The sequence below is a fragment of the Streptomyces bugieae genome, from assembly GCF_036352915.1.
Classification (GTDB): Bacteria; Actinomycetota; Actinomycetes; order Streptomycetales; family Streptomycetaceae; genus Streptomyces; species Streptomyces endophytica.
This window is the reverse complement of sequence record NZ_JAZBJP010000031.1, coordinates 40743-59297: the sequence shown is the minus strand read 5'-3', so window position 1 is coordinate 59297 and position 18555 is coordinate 40743. Positions and strand designations below refer to the sequence as shown.

18 protein-coding genes are annotated in these 18555 nt (G+C 70.6%); 7 read left to right on the top strand and 11 right to left on the bottom strand.

What is annotated here, in order from left to right; translation table 11 throughout:
• Window positions 1-110: 110 nt before the first annotated feature.
• Window positions 111-992, top strand: coding sequence for an alpha/beta fold hydrolase (locus V2J85_RS32170; protein ID WP_330823571.1), 882 nt, complete (start codon window positions 111-113; stop codon window positions 990-992).
• A 68-nt stretch (window positions 993-1060) separates the two neighbouring features.
• Here V2J85_RS32170 and V2J85_RS32165 read toward each other — a convergent pair whose 3' ends face one another.
• Both V2J85_RS32165 and V2J85_RS32160 read right to left on the bottom strand, forming a co-directional pair.
• Window positions 1061-1519, bottom strand: coding sequence for a TIGR03618 family F420-dependent PPOX class oxidoreductase (locus tag V2J85_RS32165; protein ID WP_261956977.1), 459 nt, complete (start codon window positions 1517-1519; stop codon window positions 1061-1063).
• Between the two features lie 53 nt (window positions 1520-1572).
• Entirely contained in the window at window positions 1573-3024 is a 1452-nt protein-coding gene (locus tag V2J85_RS32160; RefSeq protein ID WP_330823586.1) for an MFS transporter, read from the bottom strand.
• A 147-nt stretch (window positions 3025-3171) separates the two neighbouring features.
• On the opposite strand from V2J85_RS32160, the gene V2J85_RS32155 reads away from it, so the two are divergent.
• A complete protein-coding gene (locus V2J85_RS32155; RefSeq protein WP_261956976.1) occupies window positions 3172-3666 on the top strand; it encodes a MarR family winged helix-turn-helix transcriptional regulator in 495 nt (164 codons plus the stop codon).
• A gap of 124 nt (window positions 3667-3790) precedes the next feature.
• On the opposite strand, the gene V2J85_RS32150 is transcribed toward V2J85_RS32155, so the two are convergent.
• The 4 genes from V2J85_RS32150 to V2J85_RS32135 form a co-directional block, all read right to left on the bottom strand.
• Window positions 3791-5131, bottom strand: coding sequence for a dicarboxylate/amino acid:cation symporter (locus V2J85_RS32150; protein ID WP_330823570.1), 1341 nt, complete (start codon window positions 5129-5131; stop codon window positions 3791-3793).
• A gap of 456 nt (window positions 5132-5587) precedes the next feature.
• Entirely contained in the window at window positions 5588-5878 is a 291-nt protein-coding gene (locus V2J85_RS32145; protein WP_261956974.1) for a DUF4229 domain-containing protein, read from the bottom strand.
• 165 nt (window positions 5879-6043) lie between these two features.
• Window positions 6044-7207, bottom strand: coding sequence for an aminofutalosine synthase MqnE (gene mqnE / locus V2J85_RS32140; RefSeq protein WP_261957556.1), 1164 nt, complete (start codon window positions 7205-7207; stop codon window positions 6044-6046).
• Between the two features lie 236 nt (window positions 7208-7443).
• Entirely contained in the window at window positions 7444-7902 is a 459-nt protein-coding gene (locus V2J85_RS32135; protein WP_261956973.1) for an Lrp/AsnC family transcriptional regulator, read from the bottom strand.
• Window positions 7903-8021: 119 nt separating this feature from the next.
• On the opposite strand from V2J85_RS32135, the gene V2J85_RS32130 reads away from it, so the two are divergent.
• A complete protein-coding gene (locus V2J85_RS32130; protein WP_261956972.1) occupies window positions 8022-8156 on the top strand; it encodes a hypothetical protein in 135 nt (44 codons plus the stop codon).
• On the opposite strand, the gene V2J85_RS32125 is transcribed toward V2J85_RS32130, so the two are convergent.
• Window positions 8153-8878 carry a UbiX family flavin prenyltransferase gene (locus tag V2J85_RS32125; RefSeq protein WP_261957555.1) on the bottom strand — a complete coding sequence of 242 codons (726 nt, stop codon included), beginning with the start codon at window positions 8876-8878 and terminating at the stop codon, window positions 8153-8155. The genes V2J85_RS32130 and V2J85_RS32125 overlap by 4 nt on opposite strands.
• 348 nt (window positions 8879-9226) lie before the next feature.
• Between V2J85_RS32125 and V2J85_RS32120 the strand changes: the two genes are divergently transcribed.
• Entirely contained in the window at window positions 9227-9856 is a 630-nt protein-coding gene (locus V2J85_RS32120) for a rhomboid family intramembrane serine protease (protein WP_419836854.1), read from the top strand.
• Window positions 9857-10235: 379 nt separating this feature from the next.
• Here the strand turns inward: V2J85_RS32120 and mqnP are convergent, their stop codons facing one another.
• Both mqnP and V2J85_RS32110 read right to left on the bottom strand, forming a co-directional pair.
• Window positions 10236-11138 carry a menaquinone biosynthesis prenyltransferase MqnP gene (gene mqnP, locus V2J85_RS32115; RefSeq protein ID WP_330823569.1) on the bottom strand — a complete coding sequence of 301 codons (903 nt, stop codon included), beginning with the start codon at window positions 11136-11138 and terminating at the stop codon, window positions 10236-10238.
• The gene (locus tag V2J85_RS32110; RefSeq protein ID WP_330823568.1) at window positions 11138-12595 is read right to left on the bottom strand and encodes a menaquinone biosynthesis decarboxylase; all 1458 of its coding nucleotides are present in this window, start codon (window positions 12593-12595) and stop codon (window positions 11138-11140) included. Before V2J85_RS32110 ends, mqnP begins: the two co-directional genes overlap by 1 nt.
• A gap of 88 nt (window positions 12596-12683) precedes the next feature.
• On the opposite strand from V2J85_RS32110, the gene V2J85_RS32105 reads away from it, so the two are divergent.
• From V2J85_RS32105 to V2J85_RS32095, 3 genes are all read left to right on the top strand, one after another.
• Window positions 12684-13112 carry a PLD nuclease N-terminal domain-containing protein gene (locus V2J85_RS32105; RefSeq protein WP_261956969.1) on the top strand — a complete coding sequence of 143 codons (429 nt, stop codon included), beginning with the start codon at window positions 12684-12686 and terminating at the stop codon, window positions 13110-13112.
• 149 nt (window positions 13113-13261) lie between these two features.
• Window positions 13262-13939 carry a DUF4291 domain-containing protein gene (locus V2J85_RS32100; protein ID WP_330823567.1) on the top strand — a complete coding sequence of 226 codons (678 nt, stop codon included), beginning with the start codon at window positions 13262-13264 and terminating at the stop codon, window positions 13937-13939.
• A 214-nt stretch (window positions 13940-14153) separates the two neighbouring features.
• On the top strand, window positions 14154-15581 hold the full coding sequence (locus V2J85_RS32095) for an alkaline phosphatase family protein (protein ID WP_261956967.1): 1428 nt from the start codon (window positions 14154-14156) through the stop codon (window positions 15579-15581).
• A gap of 113 nt (window positions 15582-15694) precedes the next feature.
• Here the strand turns inward: V2J85_RS32095 and ccsB are convergent, their stop codons facing one another.
• Window positions 15695-16783: a c-type cytochrome biogenesis protein CcsB gene (gene ccsB / locus V2J85_RS32090; protein WP_261956966.1), complete on the bottom strand. Its 1089-nt coding sequence runs from the start codon at window positions 16781-16783 to the stop codon at window positions 15695-15697.
• Window positions 16780-18555, bottom strand: coding sequence for a cytochrome c biogenesis protein ResB (resB, locus tag V2J85_RS32085; protein ID WP_261956965.1), 1776 nt, complete (start codon window positions 18553-18555; stop codon window positions 16780-16782). Before resB ends, ccsB begins: the two co-directional genes overlap by 4 nt.

Sequence of the window (18555 nt, the reverse complement as noted above, 5' to 3'; positions counted from 1 at the left end):
CGACTACCGGTGAGTTGACAGCCCTGGGTGCGCAGCGAGACGATACGTCTCGTTCCACTGGCAAGGGATGAAGAGCCACCCCTTGCCCCGCTCTTTTGGAGGGCATCACCGTGCAGCAGTTCCTCGACGTCGCCCCCGGCATCCGCCTGTGGACCGAGCAGCGCGGCGCCGCCGACGCGCCCCCGCTGCTGCTGGTCATGGGGGCCCAGGCGACCGGCGTCGGCTGGCCGGACGAGCTGGTCGACGCGCTGGCCGAGCACCACCGGGTGATCCGCTACGACCACCGCGACACCGGCCGCTCCACGTGGTCATTCGACGACCGGCCGTACCGGATCGCCGATCTCGCGGACGACGTGATCGCCGTCCTGGACGGGCTGGGCATCGAGCGTGCGCATCTCGTCGGCATGTCATTGGGCGGCATGCTGGCCCAGATGGTGCTCGCCGACCACCCCGACCGATGGATCGGCGCCACTCTCATCGGCACCATGGCTCTCAGCACCACCCCCTACACCGCGCCGGACGGCACCGTCGTCCCGGTCGGCGAACTCCCCGGCATCGCGCCCGAGGTCCTGGAGATGTGGGCCCGCCCGGTCGAGGACCACGGCCCGGAGGCGGAGGTGGCGCGACGGCTCGAACACTGGCGGGTACTCGCCGGTGGTCAACTCCCGTTCGACGCCGACCACTACGACGCCCTGGAGCGGCGGGTCATCGAGCACACCGGGCACCACCGGGTGGGCACCGCGCACGGACGGGCGGACAACAGCGGGATGCTGCGTACGGAGGAGCTGGCGCGGAACGAGGTGCCCACGCTGGTGATCGCGGCGCCCGCCGAGCCGGTGTTCCCGCCGCCGCATCCGCAGCACCTCGCGCAGTGCATCGGCGGCGCGCACGTCGTCGAGATCCCGGGGATGGGGCACGCGCTGCCGCCGGCCGTCCAGGGACCGCTGGCGGCCGCGATCCTGGCGCACACGAGGGCGGGGGCGGGGACCTGACCGGCGCGCACGGGAGCGGGGGCCGGGGCCGGGGTCTGACCGGCGACAGGAAGGGAAGCCGCTGCCCCCTAAGAGCCTTCGGCGATGTCCAGTGCCGTGCCGTAGAGGCGGGACGCCTTGAGGCGGAGGACGACGCGCCGTTCGGCGACGGCCTCCGCGAGGAACGCCTCCTCGTCCGGCGGGGCCCCGCCCGCGGCCGCCATGGCGAGCAGTTCGCGGCCGACCGCGTCGCCGGGGACGGTGGTGGGGGGCGACACCTCGACCTCGCCCTCGACGACCGCGTAGGCCCACACATCACGGCTGACGTGCAGGGCGGCGTGCGGATCGGCGCGCAGGTGGCGGGGCTTGAGGCGGTCCTGCGTGCTGGAGATCCGCACGATCCGCTCCGCCGGGTCCCAGCGGTACAGGACGGTGGCGAGGTGCGGGTGGCCGGTCTTGCGGACGCTGGCGAGCACGCCGAACTGCTGCTCCTGAAGGATGCCGTCGAGTTCGGTCTCGGTGAGGACGCGCGGGGCGGGGCCGGGCATGGGGCGCTCCGTTTCGGTGGGTGGGGGCTTGTGGTCGTTCGTGTGGTGCCGGTTCAGGCCGCCGCCGCCACGTCCGGCACCACGGTCATGTCCGGCGCCGTGGGCCGCCGCAGCAGGACCGTGGCGGCCAGCAGGGCCAGGACGAGCAGTCCGGCGCCGGTGGCGAAGGCGACGTGGTAGCCGGCGGTGAGGGCTTCGGGGCGGGGGCTGCCCTGCCGGGTGAGGGCGTCGGTGCGGCCGGCCGCCAGGGTGGACAGCACCGCGACGCCGAGCGCCGAGCCGAGCTGCTGGGTGGTGTTGAACAGGCCCGAGGCGAGTCCGGCGTCCTGGCCGTCGATGCCGGACATGCCGAGGCCGGTGAGCGCGGGCAGAGCCAGGCCGAAGCCGGCCACGAGCAGCATCACGGGCAGCAGGTCGGTGACATAGGAGGCGTGCACGGGCAGCCGGGCGAGCAGGGCGAGGGCGCCGATCAGCGGGACGAGGGCGGTACGCAGCACGGCGCGCTCCCCGTAGCGGGCGATCAGCCGGGCCGAGACGCCCAGCGAGACGGCGCCGATGGCCACGGCGGCGGGGAGCATCGCCAGCCCGGTACGGGCCGCGTCGTAGCCGCGTACGCCCTGCAGGTAGAGCGCCACCAGCACCTGGAAGGCGAACAGGGCGGCGATCATGAGCATTTGGACGAGATTGGCCGTGACCACGGCGCGCGAGCGCAGCAGGCGCGGCGGCAGCAGCGGGGTGCGGGCCCGGGACTGGCGCAGGAAGAAGCCGACGACCAGCGCCGCGCCGACGGACGCCGGGACCGCCGCGCGCGCCGAAGTCCAGCCGTACGTCGCGGTGTTGACGATGCCGTAGAGCGCCGCCATGAGACCCGCGGTGATCAGGAGCGCGCCCCAGGCGTCGGCCCCGGCCCGCAGACCGGGCCCTCGGCCCGCGGGCAGTGCGGGCCGGGCCAGGGCGAGGACGGCGGCCCCGATGGGCAGGTTGATCAGGAAGACCCAGTGCCAGTCCAGTGCGTCGGTCAGCAGGCCGCCGAGCACCTGGCCGATGGAGGCGCCGGCGGCGCCGGTGAAGCTGAACACCGCCAGGGCGCGGGCCCGTTCGCGTCCCTCGGCGTAGAGGGTGGCGAGGATGCCGAGGCCGACGGCCGCCGTCATGGCGCTGCCGACGCCCTGCAGGAAGCGGGCGGCGAGCAGCACGGCGGGGGTGGAGGCGAGACCCGCCAGGAGCGAGGAGCCGGTGAAGACGGCGGTGCCGGCGACGAACATCCGCTTGCGGCCTAGGAGATCGCCGAGCCGCCCGGCGAGGAGCAGCAGGCTGCCGAAGGCGACGAGATAGGCGTTGACGACCCAGCTCAGGCCCTCGGGGCGGAACCCGAGGTCGTGCTGGATGGCCGGCATGGCCACGGTGACGATGGAGCCGTCCAGCACGATCATCAGCGTGCCGGCGGCGATGACGCCGAGGGCGAGGCCGCGGCGCGGTGAACACGGGGGCACGGAACGGGACATGGGCACGGCGGAACGGGACGCGGGCACGGTGGCCCTCCTGTCGCAGTACGTACGGGAGGCGCGCCGAGCGGCGCGACAGAGGGACCGTAACAGATAGTTCCGTTGCAGACTATATTTCTCGGATCGATCGTCGCTTACGCTGGAGCCATGACCGCCATGTCGCCGCCCCCCGCCCGCACCCAGCCGGACCTCTCCTACCTGCTGGACCACACCGGCCATGTGCTGCGCACCCAGATGGCGGCGGCGCTCGCCGAGATCGGACTCACCGCCCGCATGCACTGCGTCCTGGTGCACGCGCTGGAGGAGGAACGCACCCAGATCCAGCTCGCCGAGATCGGCGACATGGACAAGACCACGATGGTGGTGACCGTCGACGCCCTGGAGAAGGCCGGGCTCGCCGAGCGCCGCCCCTCCAGCACCGACCGCCGGGCCCGGATCATCGCCGTCACGGAGGAGGGCGCACGCACCGCCGAGCGCAGCCGGCAGATCGTCGACGCGGTGCACGAACGCGCCCTCGCAGACCTTCCGGACGAGGACCGGGAGACGTTCCTACGCCTGCTGACCCACCTGGCCACCGGCCCCCTGGGCACCCCCACCCCCGGCCCGGGCCCCACCGCCCGCCGGGTCCGCCAGCGCAGCTAGGCGCGCGCGACGCGAGGAGCCGGAGAGCTTAGAGCCGACAGAGCCCGGCCGGCAGACGAGGCGGACACGCCTGCGCCCCGACCTCAAGGAGGTCGGGGCGCAGGGGAAAAGCAACCGGCTCAGGCTATGCGGCAGCCGGCACGGCGACCTTCTCCTCCGTGTCAGGAGCAGTGGCCGCGGTCAGGCTGATGCTCTTGGCGCTGTTGTACGCCTCGCGGTCCAGGATCTTCTCCTTGGCGGAGACCAGGATCGGGATGACCGACTGGCCGGCGACGTTCGTGGCCGTCCGCATCATGTCCAGGATCGGGTCGATGGCCATCAGCAGACCGACGCCCTCCAGGGGCAGGCCCAGGGTGGAGAGGGTCAGGGTCAGCATGACCGTGGCGCCGGTGAGGCCGGCGGTGGCGGCCGAGCCGATGACGGAGACGAACGCGATCAGGACGTAGTCGCCGACGGCGAGGTGGACGTCGAAGATCTGGGCGATGAAGATCGCGGCGATCGCCGGGTAGATCGAGGCGCAGCCGTCCATCTTGGTCGTCGAGCCGAACGGCACCGCGAAGGAGGCGTACTCGCGCGGCACGCCGAGGCGCTCGGTGACCTGCTGGGTGACCGGCATGGTGCCGACCGAGGAGCGGGAGACGAAGGCCAGCTGGATGGCGGGCCAGGCGCCGCGGAAGAACTGCAGCGGGTTGGCCTTGGCGACCGTCGCCAGCAGCAGCGGGTAGACGCCGAAGAGGACGATCGCGCAGCCGACGTAGATGTCGACGGTGAAGGTCGCGTACTTGCCGATCAGGTTCCAGCCGTACGTCGCGATGGCGTTGCCGATGAGGCCGACGGTGCCGATCGGGGCGAGGCGGATGACCCACCACAGGGCCTTCTGCAGCAGTTCGAGGACCGAGCGGCTGAGCTTCAGGACCGGCTCGGCCTTCTCGCCGAGCTGGAGCGCCGCGATACCGGCGACGGCCGCCATGAAGACGATCTGCAGGACGTTCAGCTCGGTGAACGGGGTGATGACGTCCGTCGGGACGATGCCGGTCAGGAAGTCGATCCAGGAGCCGGCGTGCTCGGGGAGCTTGCCGTCCTTGGGGGTGAGGCCGGTGCCCGCGCCGGGGTTGGTGAGCAGGCCGATGGCCAGGCCGATCGCCACCGCGATCAGCGACGTGGCCATGAACCACAGCAGGGTGCGGGTGGCGAGCCGGGCGGCGTTGTTGACCTGCCGCAGGTTGGTGATCGACACCAGGATCGCGAAGAACACCAGCGGGGCGACGGCCAGCTTCAGCAGCTGGACGAAGAGGTCGCCGATGTGCTGGAGCGTCGAGGTGAGCCAGCCGAGGTCATTGCTCTTGGCTGTCCAGCCGAGCAGCACACCCAGGGCGAGACCCGCCAGGATCTGGGCCCAGAACGGGACCTTGGGTATGCGGGAGGACTTCGGCGTCTTCGTGGACGGCACGGACGACGTGGACAACGGACACACTCCGGGGACAGATAAGGCGTCGGGAAACGGCGTGAAAGAGCGCCAGGAGGTCCGTACGGAAGAGGCAGGATCTCCGGCCGCTGGATGAGGTCGGTCAGCGGCGACGACAGGCCGCGGACATACAGCGGCAAAGATCGACGTGCAGGCGCGCCACGAGCGGAACGCTCATGGGGGACGGAGGCGCGGCTGCTGTCTTCATGACAAGTACGTTAACACTCGAACTTTGAGGAACCCAAAGAAAATCTTTGAGTTCCATGAGGGATCCCCGGGGAGCCGGCGGCGGAACGGGCGTCAACAACGCGGCAGGCGCCGGTCCGTGGAGGGAGCTCCACGGACCGGCGCCTGCCGGACGGATGAGGGGGCGTGAGGTGTCTCACGGCCAGGGGGCCGCACGGCCACGGGTGTCCACGGCCGCGGGCGCCACTGGAGGGACGCCGGGCGGCGGCCTCAGACGAGGTCGTCCTCCTGGCCCGCGTTGGCCGCGATGCGCTCACGCTGGCGGTCGACCTTGGCGACGAGCTGCTCGGACATCGCGTCCCGCTGCTTGCGCAGCAGCACGAAGCTGAGCGGCGCGGAGATCACGATGGAGAGCAGCAGCATCCAGACGGTGTTCGCCGCGCCCACCGCGAGCGGGATGATCCGGAAGTAGGCCAGCACCCACACCACCGCGAAGCAGGCGACGAACAGGCCGAGGCGAAGGGCGGTGTAGCGGAGCGTGGCGAACTTGTGGCTACTCACGGACGGGACCTTCTTCTCAACGGCAACCGAAAGGGTCGCCTCCAGTCAAGCACAACGGAAGGGGCGATCTTCCGGGCCCCTGCCGCACGGCTTTGCACCTGCTTTCGCACCCTTGCTCTGGGCCTCCGGACCCCCACCGAGGGGCCCGGAGGCCGGGAGACGTCCTCAGACGCGCATCGGCTGGGGCGACTCGCGGCGGTCCGGGTCCGGGCCCGGGTACTCGCGGATCGCCTCGTAGCGGGTGTTGCGCTCGACGGGCCGGAAACCGGCGTCGCGGATCAGCTCCAGCAGGTCCTCGCGGGTCAGCTTGTTCGGCGTGCCGTAGTTGTCCGCGTCGTGCGTGATCTTGTACTCGACGACCGAGCCGTCCATGTCGTCCGCACCGTGCTGCAGCGCGAGCTGGGTGGTCTGCAGACCGTGCATCACCCAGAAGCACTTGACGTGCGGGACGTTGTCGAAGAGGAGGCGGGAGACCGCGAAGACCTTCAGCGCCTCGGCGCCGGTGGCCATGGTCGTGCGCGCCTGGAGCCGGTTGCGGACCTTGCCGTCCTGCATGTCGACGAAGTCGTGCTGGTAGCGCAGCGGGATGAAGACCTGGAAACCGCCGGTCTCGTCCTGGAGTTCACGCAGCCGCAGCACGTGGTCGACGCGGTGCCGGGGCTCCTCGATGTGCCCGTAGAGCATCGTCGAGGGGGTCTTGAGGCCCTTCTCGTGCGCCAGGCGGTGGATCCGCGACCAGTCCTCCCAGTGGGTGCGGTGGTCGACGATGTGCTGCCGGACCTCCCAGTCGAAGATCTCGGCACCGCCGCCGGTGAGCGACTCCAGGCCCGCGTCGATCAGCTCGTCGAGGATCTCCGAGGCGGACAGGCCCGAGATGGTCTCGAAGTGGTGGATCTCCGTCGCGGTGAACGCCTTCAGGGAGACGTTCGGCAGCGCCTTCTTCAACTCGCGCAGCGAGCGCGGGTAGTAGCGCCACGGCAGGGTCGGGTGCAGGCCGTTGACGATGTGCAGCTCGGTGAGGTTCTCGTTCTCCATCGCCTTGGCGAGGCGAACGGCCTCCTCGATGCGCATCGTGTACGCGTCCTTCTCGCCCGGCTTGCGCTGGAAGGAGCAGTACGCGCAGGAGGCGGTGCACACGTTCGTCATGTTGAGGTGACGGTTGACGTTGAAGTGGACGACGTCACCGTTCTTGCGGGTGCGCACCTCGTGGGCGAGACCGCCCAGCCAGGCCAGGTCGTCGCACTCGTAGAGGGCGATACCGTCCTCGCGGGTCAGCCGCTCCCCGGCGTGGACCTTCGCCTCCAGCTCACGCTTGAGGCCCACATCCATCGACGCAGCCATCCGGTCGCCTCCCAGTCTCTGCCGTATCTGTGCCGACCCGCGGCACGGTCTCGGTGCCGGAAACGGGCTTCGTCGAGCGTACTCCCCCGTAATCGGCGCGGACGGGGCGCCCTTGGCGCACCCGCCCGCGGGCGGCGTGTCCGCGGGCGGCCGCCGGCCGGGGTAGGGCCGGGGCCGAGGGCGGCCCCGGGGGCTCGCTCGCGCCCGCCGCCTCCCCCGTCGTCCTACTCGGCCTCTTCGGGCAGTTCCCCGACGCGGTTCTCCCACTTGGTGGACAGCACGATCGTGGTGCGCGTACGGGAGACGCCCTTGGTGCCGGACAGCCGCCGGATGGTGCGCTCCAGCCCGTCCACGTCGCCCACCCGGACCTTGAGCATGTACGAGTCGTCGCCGGCGATGAACCAGCAGTCCTCGATCTCTTCGAGGTCGCGCAGCCGGCGGGCCACGTCCTCGTGGTCGGCCGCGTCCGACAGCGAGATGCCGACCAGGGCGGTGACGCCGAGGCCGAGCGAGGCGGCGTCGACCGTCGCGCGGTAACCGGTGATCACTCCGGCCGCTTCGAGGCGGTTGATCCGGTCGGTGACGCTGGGCCCGGAGAGGCCGACGAGCCGGCCGAGCTCCGCATACGAGGCCCGGCCGTTCTCGCGCAGCGCCTGGATGAGCTGCCTATCCACCGCGTCCATGCCCTCAAGCCTTCCAATCTTTACGCATTTTCGAGTTCTGCATGTAGAATCTAAGGCACACAGGGCCTAGTCCCTGCGATTTTCAAGCGATCAAAGACGATCTCACAGGAGTTGTCACCGTGTACTCGATCGAGATGGCCTACGCCCGCATGCGCGAGCTGCAGGACCAGGCCAATCGTTCACGTGCCCACAAGCTCGCCGAACCGCGGGCCCGGCGCCTCTTCGGGCGCGCCGCCGCGGCGAAGAAGCGCTAAGGAGCGTCCGGGGCCTCCTCCTGGTCCTTGGAGCCACCCCGAAGCTCCCCCTCCCAGCGCCGGTACAACCCGTGCGGCACCTCCGCCGCATCGAGCACCCGGCCCGCGACGAAATCCACCAGATCCTGGATGTGCGTCGCCCCCGCGTAGAACGCCGGCGAGGCGGGCAGCACGATCGCGCCCGCCTCGTCCAGCGTCACCAGATGCTTCAGCGTCGGACCGTTCAGCGGAGTCTCCCGCACCGCGACCACCAGCCGGCGCCGCTCCTTGAGCGTCACGCTCGCCACCCGCTGCAGCAGGTCCTTCGACAACCCCAGCGCCACCCCGGCCACGCACGCCGTACTGGCGGGGACGATCAGCATCCCCTTCACCGGGTACGAACCCGACGACGGGCCCGCCGCCAGATCCCCGGCCGCCCAGTAGCGCACCCGCGCCAGCTCCGCGTCGGTCACCGGAAACGTCCCCGGCTTCCCGTCCGCCCCGCGCGCCAGCCATTCCCGCAGGTCGGCACGCCAATGCGCGTCCCGGAACGCGATCCCGGTCTCATCCAGCAACGTCAGCCGCGACGCCCGGCTCACGACCAGGTCCACCGCCTCCCCGGCAGCGAGCAGCCCGCGCAGCACGGACGCCGCATACGGCGTCCCGGATGCCCCGGAAATCCCGACCACCCAGGGCCGACGACGCTCGGCGCCCGGCCGGCCGGTGTCGGGTCGGTCGTCCAGGCCGGTTTCGCGCCGGTCGTCCCGGCCGGTGTCGTCTCGGGCGTCTTGGGAGGCGTCATGAGGGGCGTCCTGACGGACGTGGCGACTCGTGTCGTGACTGGTGTTGTTGTGCGGCGGCTCCACGCATCGAGCCTATCCGGCGGAACCAGGAACCCGGTCATGGCCGTTCTTAGCTGTGAGGTGGGGCCGAGCGGGAGCAGAACGGGCAACCGCGACGGCTACCGGACGAATGACCGGATGACGGGGCGGGACTCGATGACGGGAACGGGACGCGATGACGGGGACAGGACGCGATGACGGGGACGGGACGCGATGACGGGGACGGGACGCGATGACGGGCGGACAGGGATGACAGCGACAGGGCGCACCGGGATGCAACAAGGACGGGCCAAGCTGGCGACGTGCCTGGTGCTGATGCTGGGCTGGGTCGCGCTGCTCTGGCTGCTGGAAGGCGTCGACGTCATCACCGGCGGCGCCCTGGACACCTTCGGCATACAGCCGCGCGAGCCCTCCGAGCTCGTCGACGTCGTACCGGCCGCCTTCCTGCACTTCGGCTTCGGCCACCTGGCAGCCAACACCCTGCCGTTGCTCGTGCTCGGCTTCCTCGCCGCCCTGCGCAGCGGCATCCGCCGCTTCCTGGCCGTCGTCCTCCTGATCATCCTCGCCAGCGGCCTCGGCGTCTGGCTCACCGCCGCACCCGGCAGCAACACCGCGGGCGCCTCCGGCGTCATCTTCGGACTCTTCGGCTACCTCCTGGTGCGCGGCTTCATCGAGCGCTCCCCCCTCGACATCGTCATCGGCCTCGCCGTCGGCGCGGTCTACGGCTCGATCCTCTGGGGCGCCCTCCCGATGACCGCCGGCCAGGTCAGCTGGCAGGCCCACCTCTTCGGCCTCCTGGGCGGCATCACCGCGGCCTTCACCCTCCGCACCCGCCCCCACCCCGCCCTGTCGAGCCCCTCACTCCCCCCACTCAACTAGCCCTCACTCACAGCCCACACAGCTAGCCCTCACTCACGGCGAAGACCCCATCACCCTCCGGAACAAATTACGCTCCGTAATCGTTGCCGGAAAAGAAGGAGGCGCACGAGGCAAGGAGGCACCCCGGAAGGCACAAGGGCACACCTGGCGGGCACACACAGCAGGCACCCACGGCAGGCACAGGAGCACACGCCCCGAGCAGCAGCACGGCGCAGGAGCACGACCCAAGCAGCAGCACACGCCCCGAGCAGGAACACGACGCAGGAGCGCGGCCCAAGCAGCAGCGCCCCTCAGACCGACTTCAAACCGACCTCAGAGCGACCTCAGACCGACAGCCCCGCACCACCAGGTTCAGACCGACAGCCCCGCCCCACCAGGTTCAGACCGACAAGCCCCGCACCACCAGGTCCAGCAGCGCACACACGAACAGCGCGATGCCGATGAAGCCGTTGACCTGGAAGAAGGCCCGGTTCAGGCGGGTGAGGTCGTGCGGCCGGACGATGGTGTGCTCGTAGAGGAAAGCCGCCGCCACGATCAGCAGGCCGAGCCAGAAGAACGGGCCGGCGCCGGTGGCCAGTGCGTACCAGGCGAAGAGTGCCGTGGTGACGAGGTGGCAGCCGCGGGCGCCCCAGATCGCGGCGGGGATGCCGAAGCGGGCCGGGACGGACCGGACGCCGATCTCGCGGTCGGTGTCGACGTCCTGGCAGGCGTAGATCAGGTCGAAGCCGCCGATCCAGATGCCGACCGCGAGGCCGAGGATCACGGCGTCCCAGGACCAGGTGCCGGTGATGGCGATCCAGGCGCCGATCGGGCCCATGGCCTGGGCGAGGCCGAGGATGGCCTGGGGGAAGTTGGTGAAGCGCTTGCCGTACGGATAGACCACCATCGGCACGACGGCGACCGGGGCGAGGGCCAGGCAGAGGGGGTTGAGCAGGGCCGCCGCGCCGAGGAAGACGGCGAGGGCGATCAGGGCGCCGGTCCAGGCGGACTTCACGGAGACCGCGCCGGTGACGAGTTCGCGGTGGGCGGTGCGGGGGTTACGGGCGTCGATCTCGCGGTCGATGATCCGGTTGGCGGCCATCGCGAAGGTGCGCAGGCCGACCATGCAGATGGTGACGAGGAGCAGCAGGAGCCAGTCGATGCGCTTGTCACGCTGGTACATCGCGGTCAGGGAGGCGATGTAGGCGAAGGGGAGCGCGAAGACGGAGTGCTCGATCATGACGAGGCGCAGGAAGGCCTTGGTGCGGCCGGGCTGCGGGAGGGCGGCGGAGGCGCTGGTCATCAGAGGCCGTACTCCTTCCAGCGGCGGTCGACGAGGGCCGCCGTGCGGGGGTCGGACTCGACCATGTCGGGCCAGCCGCCGTCGCGGGTGTAGCCCTCCTCGGGCCACTTCTTCGTTGCGTCGATGCCCGCCTTGCCGCCCCAGAACTGCTGGTAGGAGGCGTGGTCGAGGTGGTCGACGGGGCCTTCGACGACGGTCAGGTCGCGGGCGTAGTCGGTGTTGCCGAGGGCGCGCCAGGAGACCTCGTGGAGGTTGTGGACGTCGCAGTCGGCGTCGACGACGACGATGAGTTTGGTGAGGGACATCATGTGCGCGCCCCAGATGGCGTGCATCACCTTCTGGGCGTGCTTGGGGTACTTCTTGTCGATCGAGACGATCGCGCAGTTGTGGAAGCCGCCGGACTCGGGGAGGTGGTAGTCCACGATGTCCGGGACGATGATCTTGAGGAGGGGCAGGAAGAAGCGTTCCGTCGCCCGGCCGAGGGGGCCGTCCTCGGTCGGCGGGCGGCCGACGACGATGGACTGGAGCAGCGGGCGCTTGCGCATCGTCACGCAGTCGATGGTCAGCGCGGGGAACGGCTCCTGCGGGGTGTAGAAGCCGGTGTGGTCGCCGAAGGGGCCCTCCGGGAGCATCTCGCCGGGCTCCAGCCAGCCCTCGATGACGACCTCGGCGTGCGCCGGGACCTGGAGCGGGACGGTCTTGCAGTCGACCATCTCGATCCGCTTGCCCTGGAGGAAGCCGGCGAAGAGGTATTCGTCGATGTCGCCGGGGAGCGGGGCGGTGGAGGCGTAGGTGACGGCCGGCGGGCAGCCGAAGGCGATGGCGACCGGCAGCTTCTCGCCGCGCTTGGCGGCCACCTGGTAGTGGTTGCGGCTGTCCTTGTGGATCTGCCAGTGCATCCCGATGGTGCGCTTGTCGTGGCGTTGGAGGCGGTAGAGGCCGAGGTTGCGGACGCCGGTTTCGGGGTGCTTGGTGTGCGTGAGGCCGAGGTTGAAGAACGAGCCGCCGTCCTTGGGCCAGGTGAAGAGGGCGGGGAGCTTGTCCAGGTCGACGTCGTCGCCGGTGAGCACGACCTCCTGGACGGGGGCGCTCTCGCCCTTGACCTTCTTGGGCGGGACGTGCGTCATGCCGGCGAGCTTGCCGAACGCCTCGCGGATCCCCACGAACCCGTGCGGGAGTTCGGGCTTGAGCAGGCCGCCGATCTTGGCGCTGATGTCCTCGTACGCCCTGAGGCCGAGGGCCTTGAGAAGGCGGCGGTCGGTGCCGTAGACGTTCATGGCGAGGGGCATCGCCGAGCCCTTGACGTTCTCGAAGAGCAGCGCGGGGCCGCCGGCCTTCTGCACCCGGTCCACGATCTCGCCGACTTCCAGATGCGGGTCGACCTCGGCCTTGATGCGCTTGAGGTCACCTTCCCGCTCAAGAGCGCGCAGGAACGAGCGGAGATCGTCGTAAGCCATGCGTTCCAGTATCGGGTACGCACTACCCTGGGCGGGTCACCGGGCCCTGCCGAGGGCCCGCCGTCGTCTGCAGGGGGCCCGTTCCGCAATGCTCAGGTATCTGCCGTTCCTTCTGGTGCTGGCACTGTGGATCTACGCGTTCATCGACTGCCTCAACACCCCTGAGTCGCAGGTGCGCGGGCTGCCGAAGGTGGTCTGGGTGATCGTCATCCTGCTCTTCGGCGAGGTGCTGATCGGTCCGATCGCGTGGCTGGTGGCGGGCAAGCACCGGCATGCGGTCGCGGGCGGGGGCGGCAGTACGCCCGCGGAGTGGCACCGCAACCACAGCACGGCGAAGTGGGTGGCGCCGGACGACAATCCGGAGTTCCTGCGTTCCCTCAAGGAGGAGAACAAGAAGGACGAGGCGCTGCTGAAGGACTGGGAGGCGGATCTGCGGCGCCGTGAGGAGGAGCTGCGGCGCAGGAGCCGTGAGGCGTCGGAGGGCAACGAGGACACGCCGCCGTCGGCCAAGGACTAGCGGTCGGCCGGGCACGGCGATCGGCCGGCGGTCGGCCGGGCACCGGCGCTCGGCGGGTGGTCGGCCCCTCTCGCGGCCTGCGATGACGTGGTCCTGCCGGTCCGCAATTCGGTGGCCCGCCCGATCGCCGTCCGCCAGGATGGCCGCTCATGAGCACCGTCCCGCACGCCTCCGGGCCCGTCAGCGGCGAGCCCGTCAGCGCCGACCTCGCCGGCAGCACCTCCCCCACCGGCACCGAGCCTCTCCGTCGTATCCGCGCCCGTTACACCGAACGGACCGTCACGGTCTATCAGGCGTACGCGCCTGAGCTGGGGCTTCCGGCGGCGCGGGACGGGCGGTTCCCGGTGGCGTGGAAGCGGGAGCGGATGACGTGGATCAAGCCGTCGTTCCTGTGGATGATGTACCGCTGCGGCTGGGCGTCCAAGGCCGGTCAGGAGACGGTGCTGGCGGTGGAGATCGACCGGGCGGGTTTCGACTGGGCGCTGCGGCACGCGTGTCTGTCGCACTACGACCGGGGTGAGCACGCGGACCGGGATGCCTGGCGGCGGCAGTTGAGGGAGTCGCCGGCGCGGGTGCAGTGGGATCCGGAGCGGGATCTGTGGTTGCGGGCGCTGCCGTACCGTTCGCTGCAGCTGGGCCTGGCGGGGGAGGCGTCGCGGCGGTACGCGGACGAGTGGACGGTGGGGATCACGGACGTGACCGGGCTGGCGCGTGAGGTGCGGTCGCGGGTGGCGGCGGGGGACGTGGCGGGGGCGGCCGGGTTGCTGCCCGAGGAGCGTCCGTACCCGGCACCCGAGGGAACTCCGGGGCTCGGCCGCGTGTCCTGACGCAGGTCGGTAAACGCGTAATTCCGGCCACCGCGCGGTCCGTGGGGGACTGCTTCGCGTGGCGTACGGGACGTAGCGTGGTTTGGCCAACTCACGGCATTTCATGGCCAATTGATGCAGTGTTCAGATTCCTCCCCCTGCCCGGGAAACTCCCCCGCCGCCACAGTCATGTCGGCCCACTGAGGGCTCACGCGACTCAGGGAGAGTGGCACATATGCCCGACATGACCCGACGCAGACTCCTCGGCTCCGCGGCCGGCGCGGTCGGTGGCGCCGCCGCGCTGACTCTGTTGCCGCCCAGCGTTCAAAAGGCCGTCGCCGCCGGACCCGCACGTCACGGTTCGCTGCACGACGTCGAGCACGTCGTCATGCTCATGCAGGAAAACCGGTCGTTCGACCACTACTTCGGCACGCTGCGCGGCGTCCGCGGCTTCGCCGACCCGGACGCGCTGACGCTCCCGGACGGCCGTGACGTCTTCCACCAGCCGGACGCGGAGAATCCGGACGGCTATCTGCTGCCGTTCCGGCTCAACACCCACACGTCCAGCGCCCAGGCCATCCCCTCCACGAGTCATGCCTGGTCGGTGCAGCACGAGGCGTGGAACGGCGGCAAGATGGACCGCTGGCTGCCGGCGCACCGCAAGGCGGACGGGGTCAACGGCCCGTATGTGATGGGCTATCACACGCGGGAGGACATCCCGTTCCAGTTCGCGCTGGCCGAGGCGTTCACGCTGTGCGACAACTACTTCTGTTCGGTCTTCGGGCCGACCTGGCCGAACCGGCTGTACTGGATGACCGGCACGCTGGACCCGGGCGGCACGCTGGGCGGGCCGGTGCTGAACAACACCGCGCCGAAGCCGTACCGCTGGACGACGTACGCGGAGCGGCTCCAGGCGGCGGGGATCAGCTGGAAGGTGTACCAGGAGGAGGACGACTACGGCTGCAACCTGCTGGAGCAGTTCCAGACGTTCCGGGACTCCCAGCCGGGCGATCCGCTGTACGAGCGGGGGGTGCGGCCGCAGCCGGCCGGCACGTTCGAGGACGACGCGCGCAACGACCGGCTGCCGGCGGTGTCGTGGCTGATCCCGACGAGTCACCAGTCGGAGCACCCGGACTATCTGCCGGCGGCCGGCGCGGACTACGTGGCGCAGAAGCTGGAGGCGATCGCGTCGAACCCGCGGGTGTGGGCCAAGACGGTCTTCATCCTCAACTACGACGAGAACGACGGGCTCTTCGATCATGTGCCGCCGCCGGTGCCGCCGCCGGGGACGAAGGACGAGTTCGTCCGGGGGCTGCCGATCGGCGGTGGGTTCCGGGTGCCGTGCCTGATCGTGTCGCCGTGGACGGTGGGCGGCTGGGCGGCCGGTGATCCGTTCGATCACACGTCGGTGCTGCAGTTCCTGGAGCGCTGGACGGGTGTGGAGGAGCCGAACATCAGTGACTGGCGGCGGGCGGCGTTCGGCGATCTGACGTCGGCGTTCGGCTTCCGGCACGCGGCGCGCCGGCCGCCGCGGCTGCCGGACGACACGGCGGAGCAGCTGGCGGAGGCGCAGTGGGAGGTGGCGCATCTGCCGAAGCCGACGCTGCCGGGGGCGGGGCAGGTGCCGCCGCGGCAGGAGCGGGGGCGGCGCCGGCGGCGGTGAGTCGCGGCCGTCGGCGCGCCGTGGGCCGGGGCGGGTGGCCGTGAACGGACGACGGTGCCGTACGGGTTCGCCCGAGGGCGTTCCGTACGGCACCGCGCGGTGGTGCGGGCGGGTCAGACGCCGGCGTAGGAGTGCAGGCCGGTGACGAAGATGTTCACGCCGTAGTAGTTGAAGAGGTAGCAGGCGAAGGCGATCAGGCCGAGCCAGGCGGCCTTGCGGCCCTTCCAGCCGGCGGTGGCGCGGGCGTGCAGGTAGCAGGCGTAGGCGACCCAGGTGATGAAGGACCAGACCTCCTTGGGGTCCCAGCCCCAGTAGCGGCCCCAGGCGGCCTCGGCCCAGATGGCGCCCGCGATGATCGTGAAAGTCCACAGGGGGAAGACGGTGGCGTTGACGCGGTAGGCGAACTTGTCCAGGGAGGCGGCGGAGGGCAGCCGCTCCAGGACGGAGGAGGCGAAGGCGCCGGGCTGCTTGCCGGCGGGGTCGGCGAGCTTGGCCTCGTGGCGGTCGCGGAAGAGGAACAGCAGGGTGGCGACGGCGCCGAGGTAGAGGACGGCGCCGGAGAGGATCGCGCAGCTGACGTGGATCCACAGCCAGTAGGAGTGCAGCGCGGGGACGAGCTGGTCGCTGGCGGTGTAGAGCACGGACACGGCGAGGCCGAGGTCGAGCAGGACGGTGGTGATCAGGGGGAGGCCGATCCACCGGACGTTCTTCTTGAGGACGAGCAGCAGCAGGTAGATGCCGGTGGCGACGGCGGCGAAGGTGGTGGAGAACTCGTACATGTTGCCCCAGGGGGCACGCTGTACGGACAGGGCGCGGGTGATGACGCCGCCGACGTGGAGCGCCCAGGCGAGGACGGTCAGCGAGATGGCGATGCGGCCGTAGAGGTCGCCCTTCTCGGTGCCGCCGGCGGCGCCGGGGCCGTCGGGGACGTCGCGGCTGCCGGCCGCGGACTTGGTGATGACCTTGGGCCGTTCCAGTACGGCGGTGCCGCCGCCCCGGCGTTCGGCGGTGGCGGTGGCGGGCGCCGCCGCGGTGGCGTTCGGGGTGAGGGCGGCGGCGGTGCGGGCGACCTTGCTGCGGCTGCCGAACACCCACTCGGCCATGTGCGCGACGAAGGCGAGGGTGTAGATCGCCATGGCCGAATAGACCAGGACATTGCTGTTGTGCGCCAGTGTCTCGTTGGCTGCGGCGGCGAGGTTCACGCGCGCGCTCCTTCGGAGGGGTCAGCAGGACCGTCGGAGTCGGTGGGCTCCGCGGGGTCTTCCAAGGGGGTGGCGGGGGTGGTTCCGGCGTCCGGGTCGGGGTGCGGGGCGAGCGGGGCGTCGGGCTCCAGGGCCGCGGCGAGGTCGCCGAGTTCCTCGGGGAGGCGGGCGGATTCGCTGCGGCCGAGTCCGGCCATCTCGACGACGGTGACGCCGTCCTCCTCGCCGTGTTCGGCGCGTACCCAGACGCGGCGCCGCTGGATGAAGAGGGAGCCGGCCAGGCCGAGGAGGGCGGCGACCGCGCCGGTGAGGGCGAGGCCGTTGCCGGGCTGGTGGCTGATCTTGAAGCTGGCCCAGGTCTTGACGCCGTTGAAGGTGATGCTGCCGTCGCCGCCGGGGAGCTTCATGGTCTCGCCGGGCTTCATCATCTGGGCGACCGCGCGGCCGTGGACCTGGTACTGCTTCAGGTTCTTCTTGTCGAGCTGGTAGACGTTCTGCGGCAGGCCGGAGGCGACGCCCAGGTCGCCGTGGTAGGCGGTGAGCACCAGGCGCGGGTTGTCGAGCGCCGGGAAGGTGGAGAACATCGAGCCGGAGCCCTTGCCGCCGAAGGTGGGGACGAAGAAGCCCTGGAAGCCGAGCTGGTTGGGCTTGTCGTCCTTGGTGCGGGCGCCGGGGACCTTGACGACACCGGTGGAGGTGAAGTTCTTCGGGTCCTGGGGGAGGAAGGGCACGGCGCCGTTGTAGACGGTCTTGCCGCGGCCGTCCTTGACGGTGACGTCGGGCGAGTAGCCGTGGGAGAGCAGGTAGACCTTGGAGCCGGCGATGTCGAGGGGGGTGTTCACCTCGATGGTGGTCTTGTGTTCCTTGCCGTCGGCGCCGGAGAAGTACCGGATGTGGGCGCGGAAGATCCGCGGGGTGCCCTTCTGCGGTCCGGAGCGTTCGTAGGTCGCGTCGAACTTGTCGAGGGTGAAGCCGAACGGCTCCATGGTGTCGGTGTCGAAGAACGCGCCGGATTTGAAGTCGTCGTACTGGGTGAGGCTGTTGGCGAAGCCGTCGCCCTCGGTGATCAGCTTGCCGCCTTCGGACTTCCACAGGCTGCCGACGGCGAACGCGACGAGCATCACGATCAGCGCGAGGTGGAAGACGAGGTTGCCGACCTCGCGCAGGTAGCCCTTCTCGGCGGCGACCGCGGTGCCGGCGCGGTGGGCGCGGAAGCGGCGCTTCTTCAGCATCCGCTCGGCGGCGGCGAGCACGTCGTCGGGTGCGGCGTCGGTGCGCCAGGTGGTGTAGGCGGGCAGCCGGGTCAGCCGGCGGGGGGCGGCCGGCGGGCGGCCGCGGAGCTGGCCGACGAACTGCCAGCTGCGCGGGATGATGCAGCCGATCAGGGAGATGAACAGCAGCAGGTAGATGGCGGAGAACCACACCGAGCTGTAGACGTGGAACATCCCCAGCTTGTCGTAGACGTCGCCGAGGGTGGGGTGGTCGGCCTTGAACTGGTCGACCTTGACGGGGTCGATGCTGGTCTGCGGGATCAGCGAGCCGGGGATGGCGCCGATCGACAGCAGGAACAGCAGCAGCAGCGCGACCCGCATGGAGGTCAGCTGCCGCCAGAACCAGCGGGCCCAGCCGACCGGGCCGAGCGAGGGCAGGGTGACGTCTTCCTGGGGCGCGGTGGAGAGCTGGGAGCCGGCCGCGCCGAGGTCGCTGCCCGCGTCGTCGGTGCCGGGGGTGCCGGTGCCGGGGTCGCGGGGGGTGTCGGTCTTGGTGGACAT

Excerpts from the sequence above, each read along its gene's own strand:
- V2J85_RS32165 (WP_261956977.1), bottom strand. The coding sequence starts at position 1,519 with ATGCCCGGCCCCGCCCCGCGCGTCCTCACCGAGACCGAACTCGACGGC.
- V2J85_RS32160 (WP_330823586.1), bottom strand. The coding sequence starts at position 3,024 with ATGTCCCGTTCCGTGCCCCCGTGTTCACCGCGCCGCGGCCTCGCCCTC.
- V2J85_RS32155 (WP_261956976.1), top strand. The coding sequence starts at position 3,172 with ATGACCGCCATGTCGCCGCCCCCCGCCCGCACCCAGCCGGACCTCTCC.
- mqnE (WP_261957556.1), bottom strand. The coding sequence starts at position 7,207 with ATGGATGTGGGCCTCAAGCGTGAGCTGGAGGCGAAGGTCCACGCCGGG.
- V2J85_RS32135 (WP_261956973.1), bottom strand. The coding sequence starts at position 7,902 with ATGGACGCGGTGGATAGGCAGCTCATCCAGGCGCTGCGCGAGAACGGC.
- V2J85_RS32120 (WP_419836854.1), top strand. The coding sequence starts at position 9,227 with ATGACAGCGACAGGGCGCACCGGGATGCAACAAGGACGGGCCAAGCTG.
- mqnP (WP_330823569.1), bottom strand. The coding sequence starts at position 11,138 with ATGACCAGCGCCTCCGCCGCCCTCCCGCAGCCCGGCCGCACCAAGGCC.
- V2J85_RS32110 (WP_330823568.1), bottom strand. The coding sequence starts at position 12,595 with ATGGCTTACGACGATCTCCGCTCGTTCCTGCGCGCTCTTGAGCGGGAA.
- V2J85_RS32105 (WP_261956969.1), top strand. The coding sequence starts at position 12,684 with ATGCTCAGGTATCTGCCGTTCCTTCTGGTGCTGGCACTGTGGATCTAC.
- V2J85_RS32100 (WP_330823567.1), top strand. The coding sequence starts at position 13,262 with ATGAGCACCGTCCCGCACGCCTCCGGGCCCGTCAGCGGCGAGCCCGTC.
- V2J85_RS32095 (WP_261956967.1), top strand. The coding sequence starts at position 14,154 with ATGCCCGACATGACCCGACGCAGACTCCTCGGCTCCGCGGCCGGCGCG.
- resB (WP_261956965.1), bottom strand. The coding sequence starts at position 18,555 with ATGTCCACCAAGACCGACACCCCCCGCGACCCCGGCACCGGCACCCCC.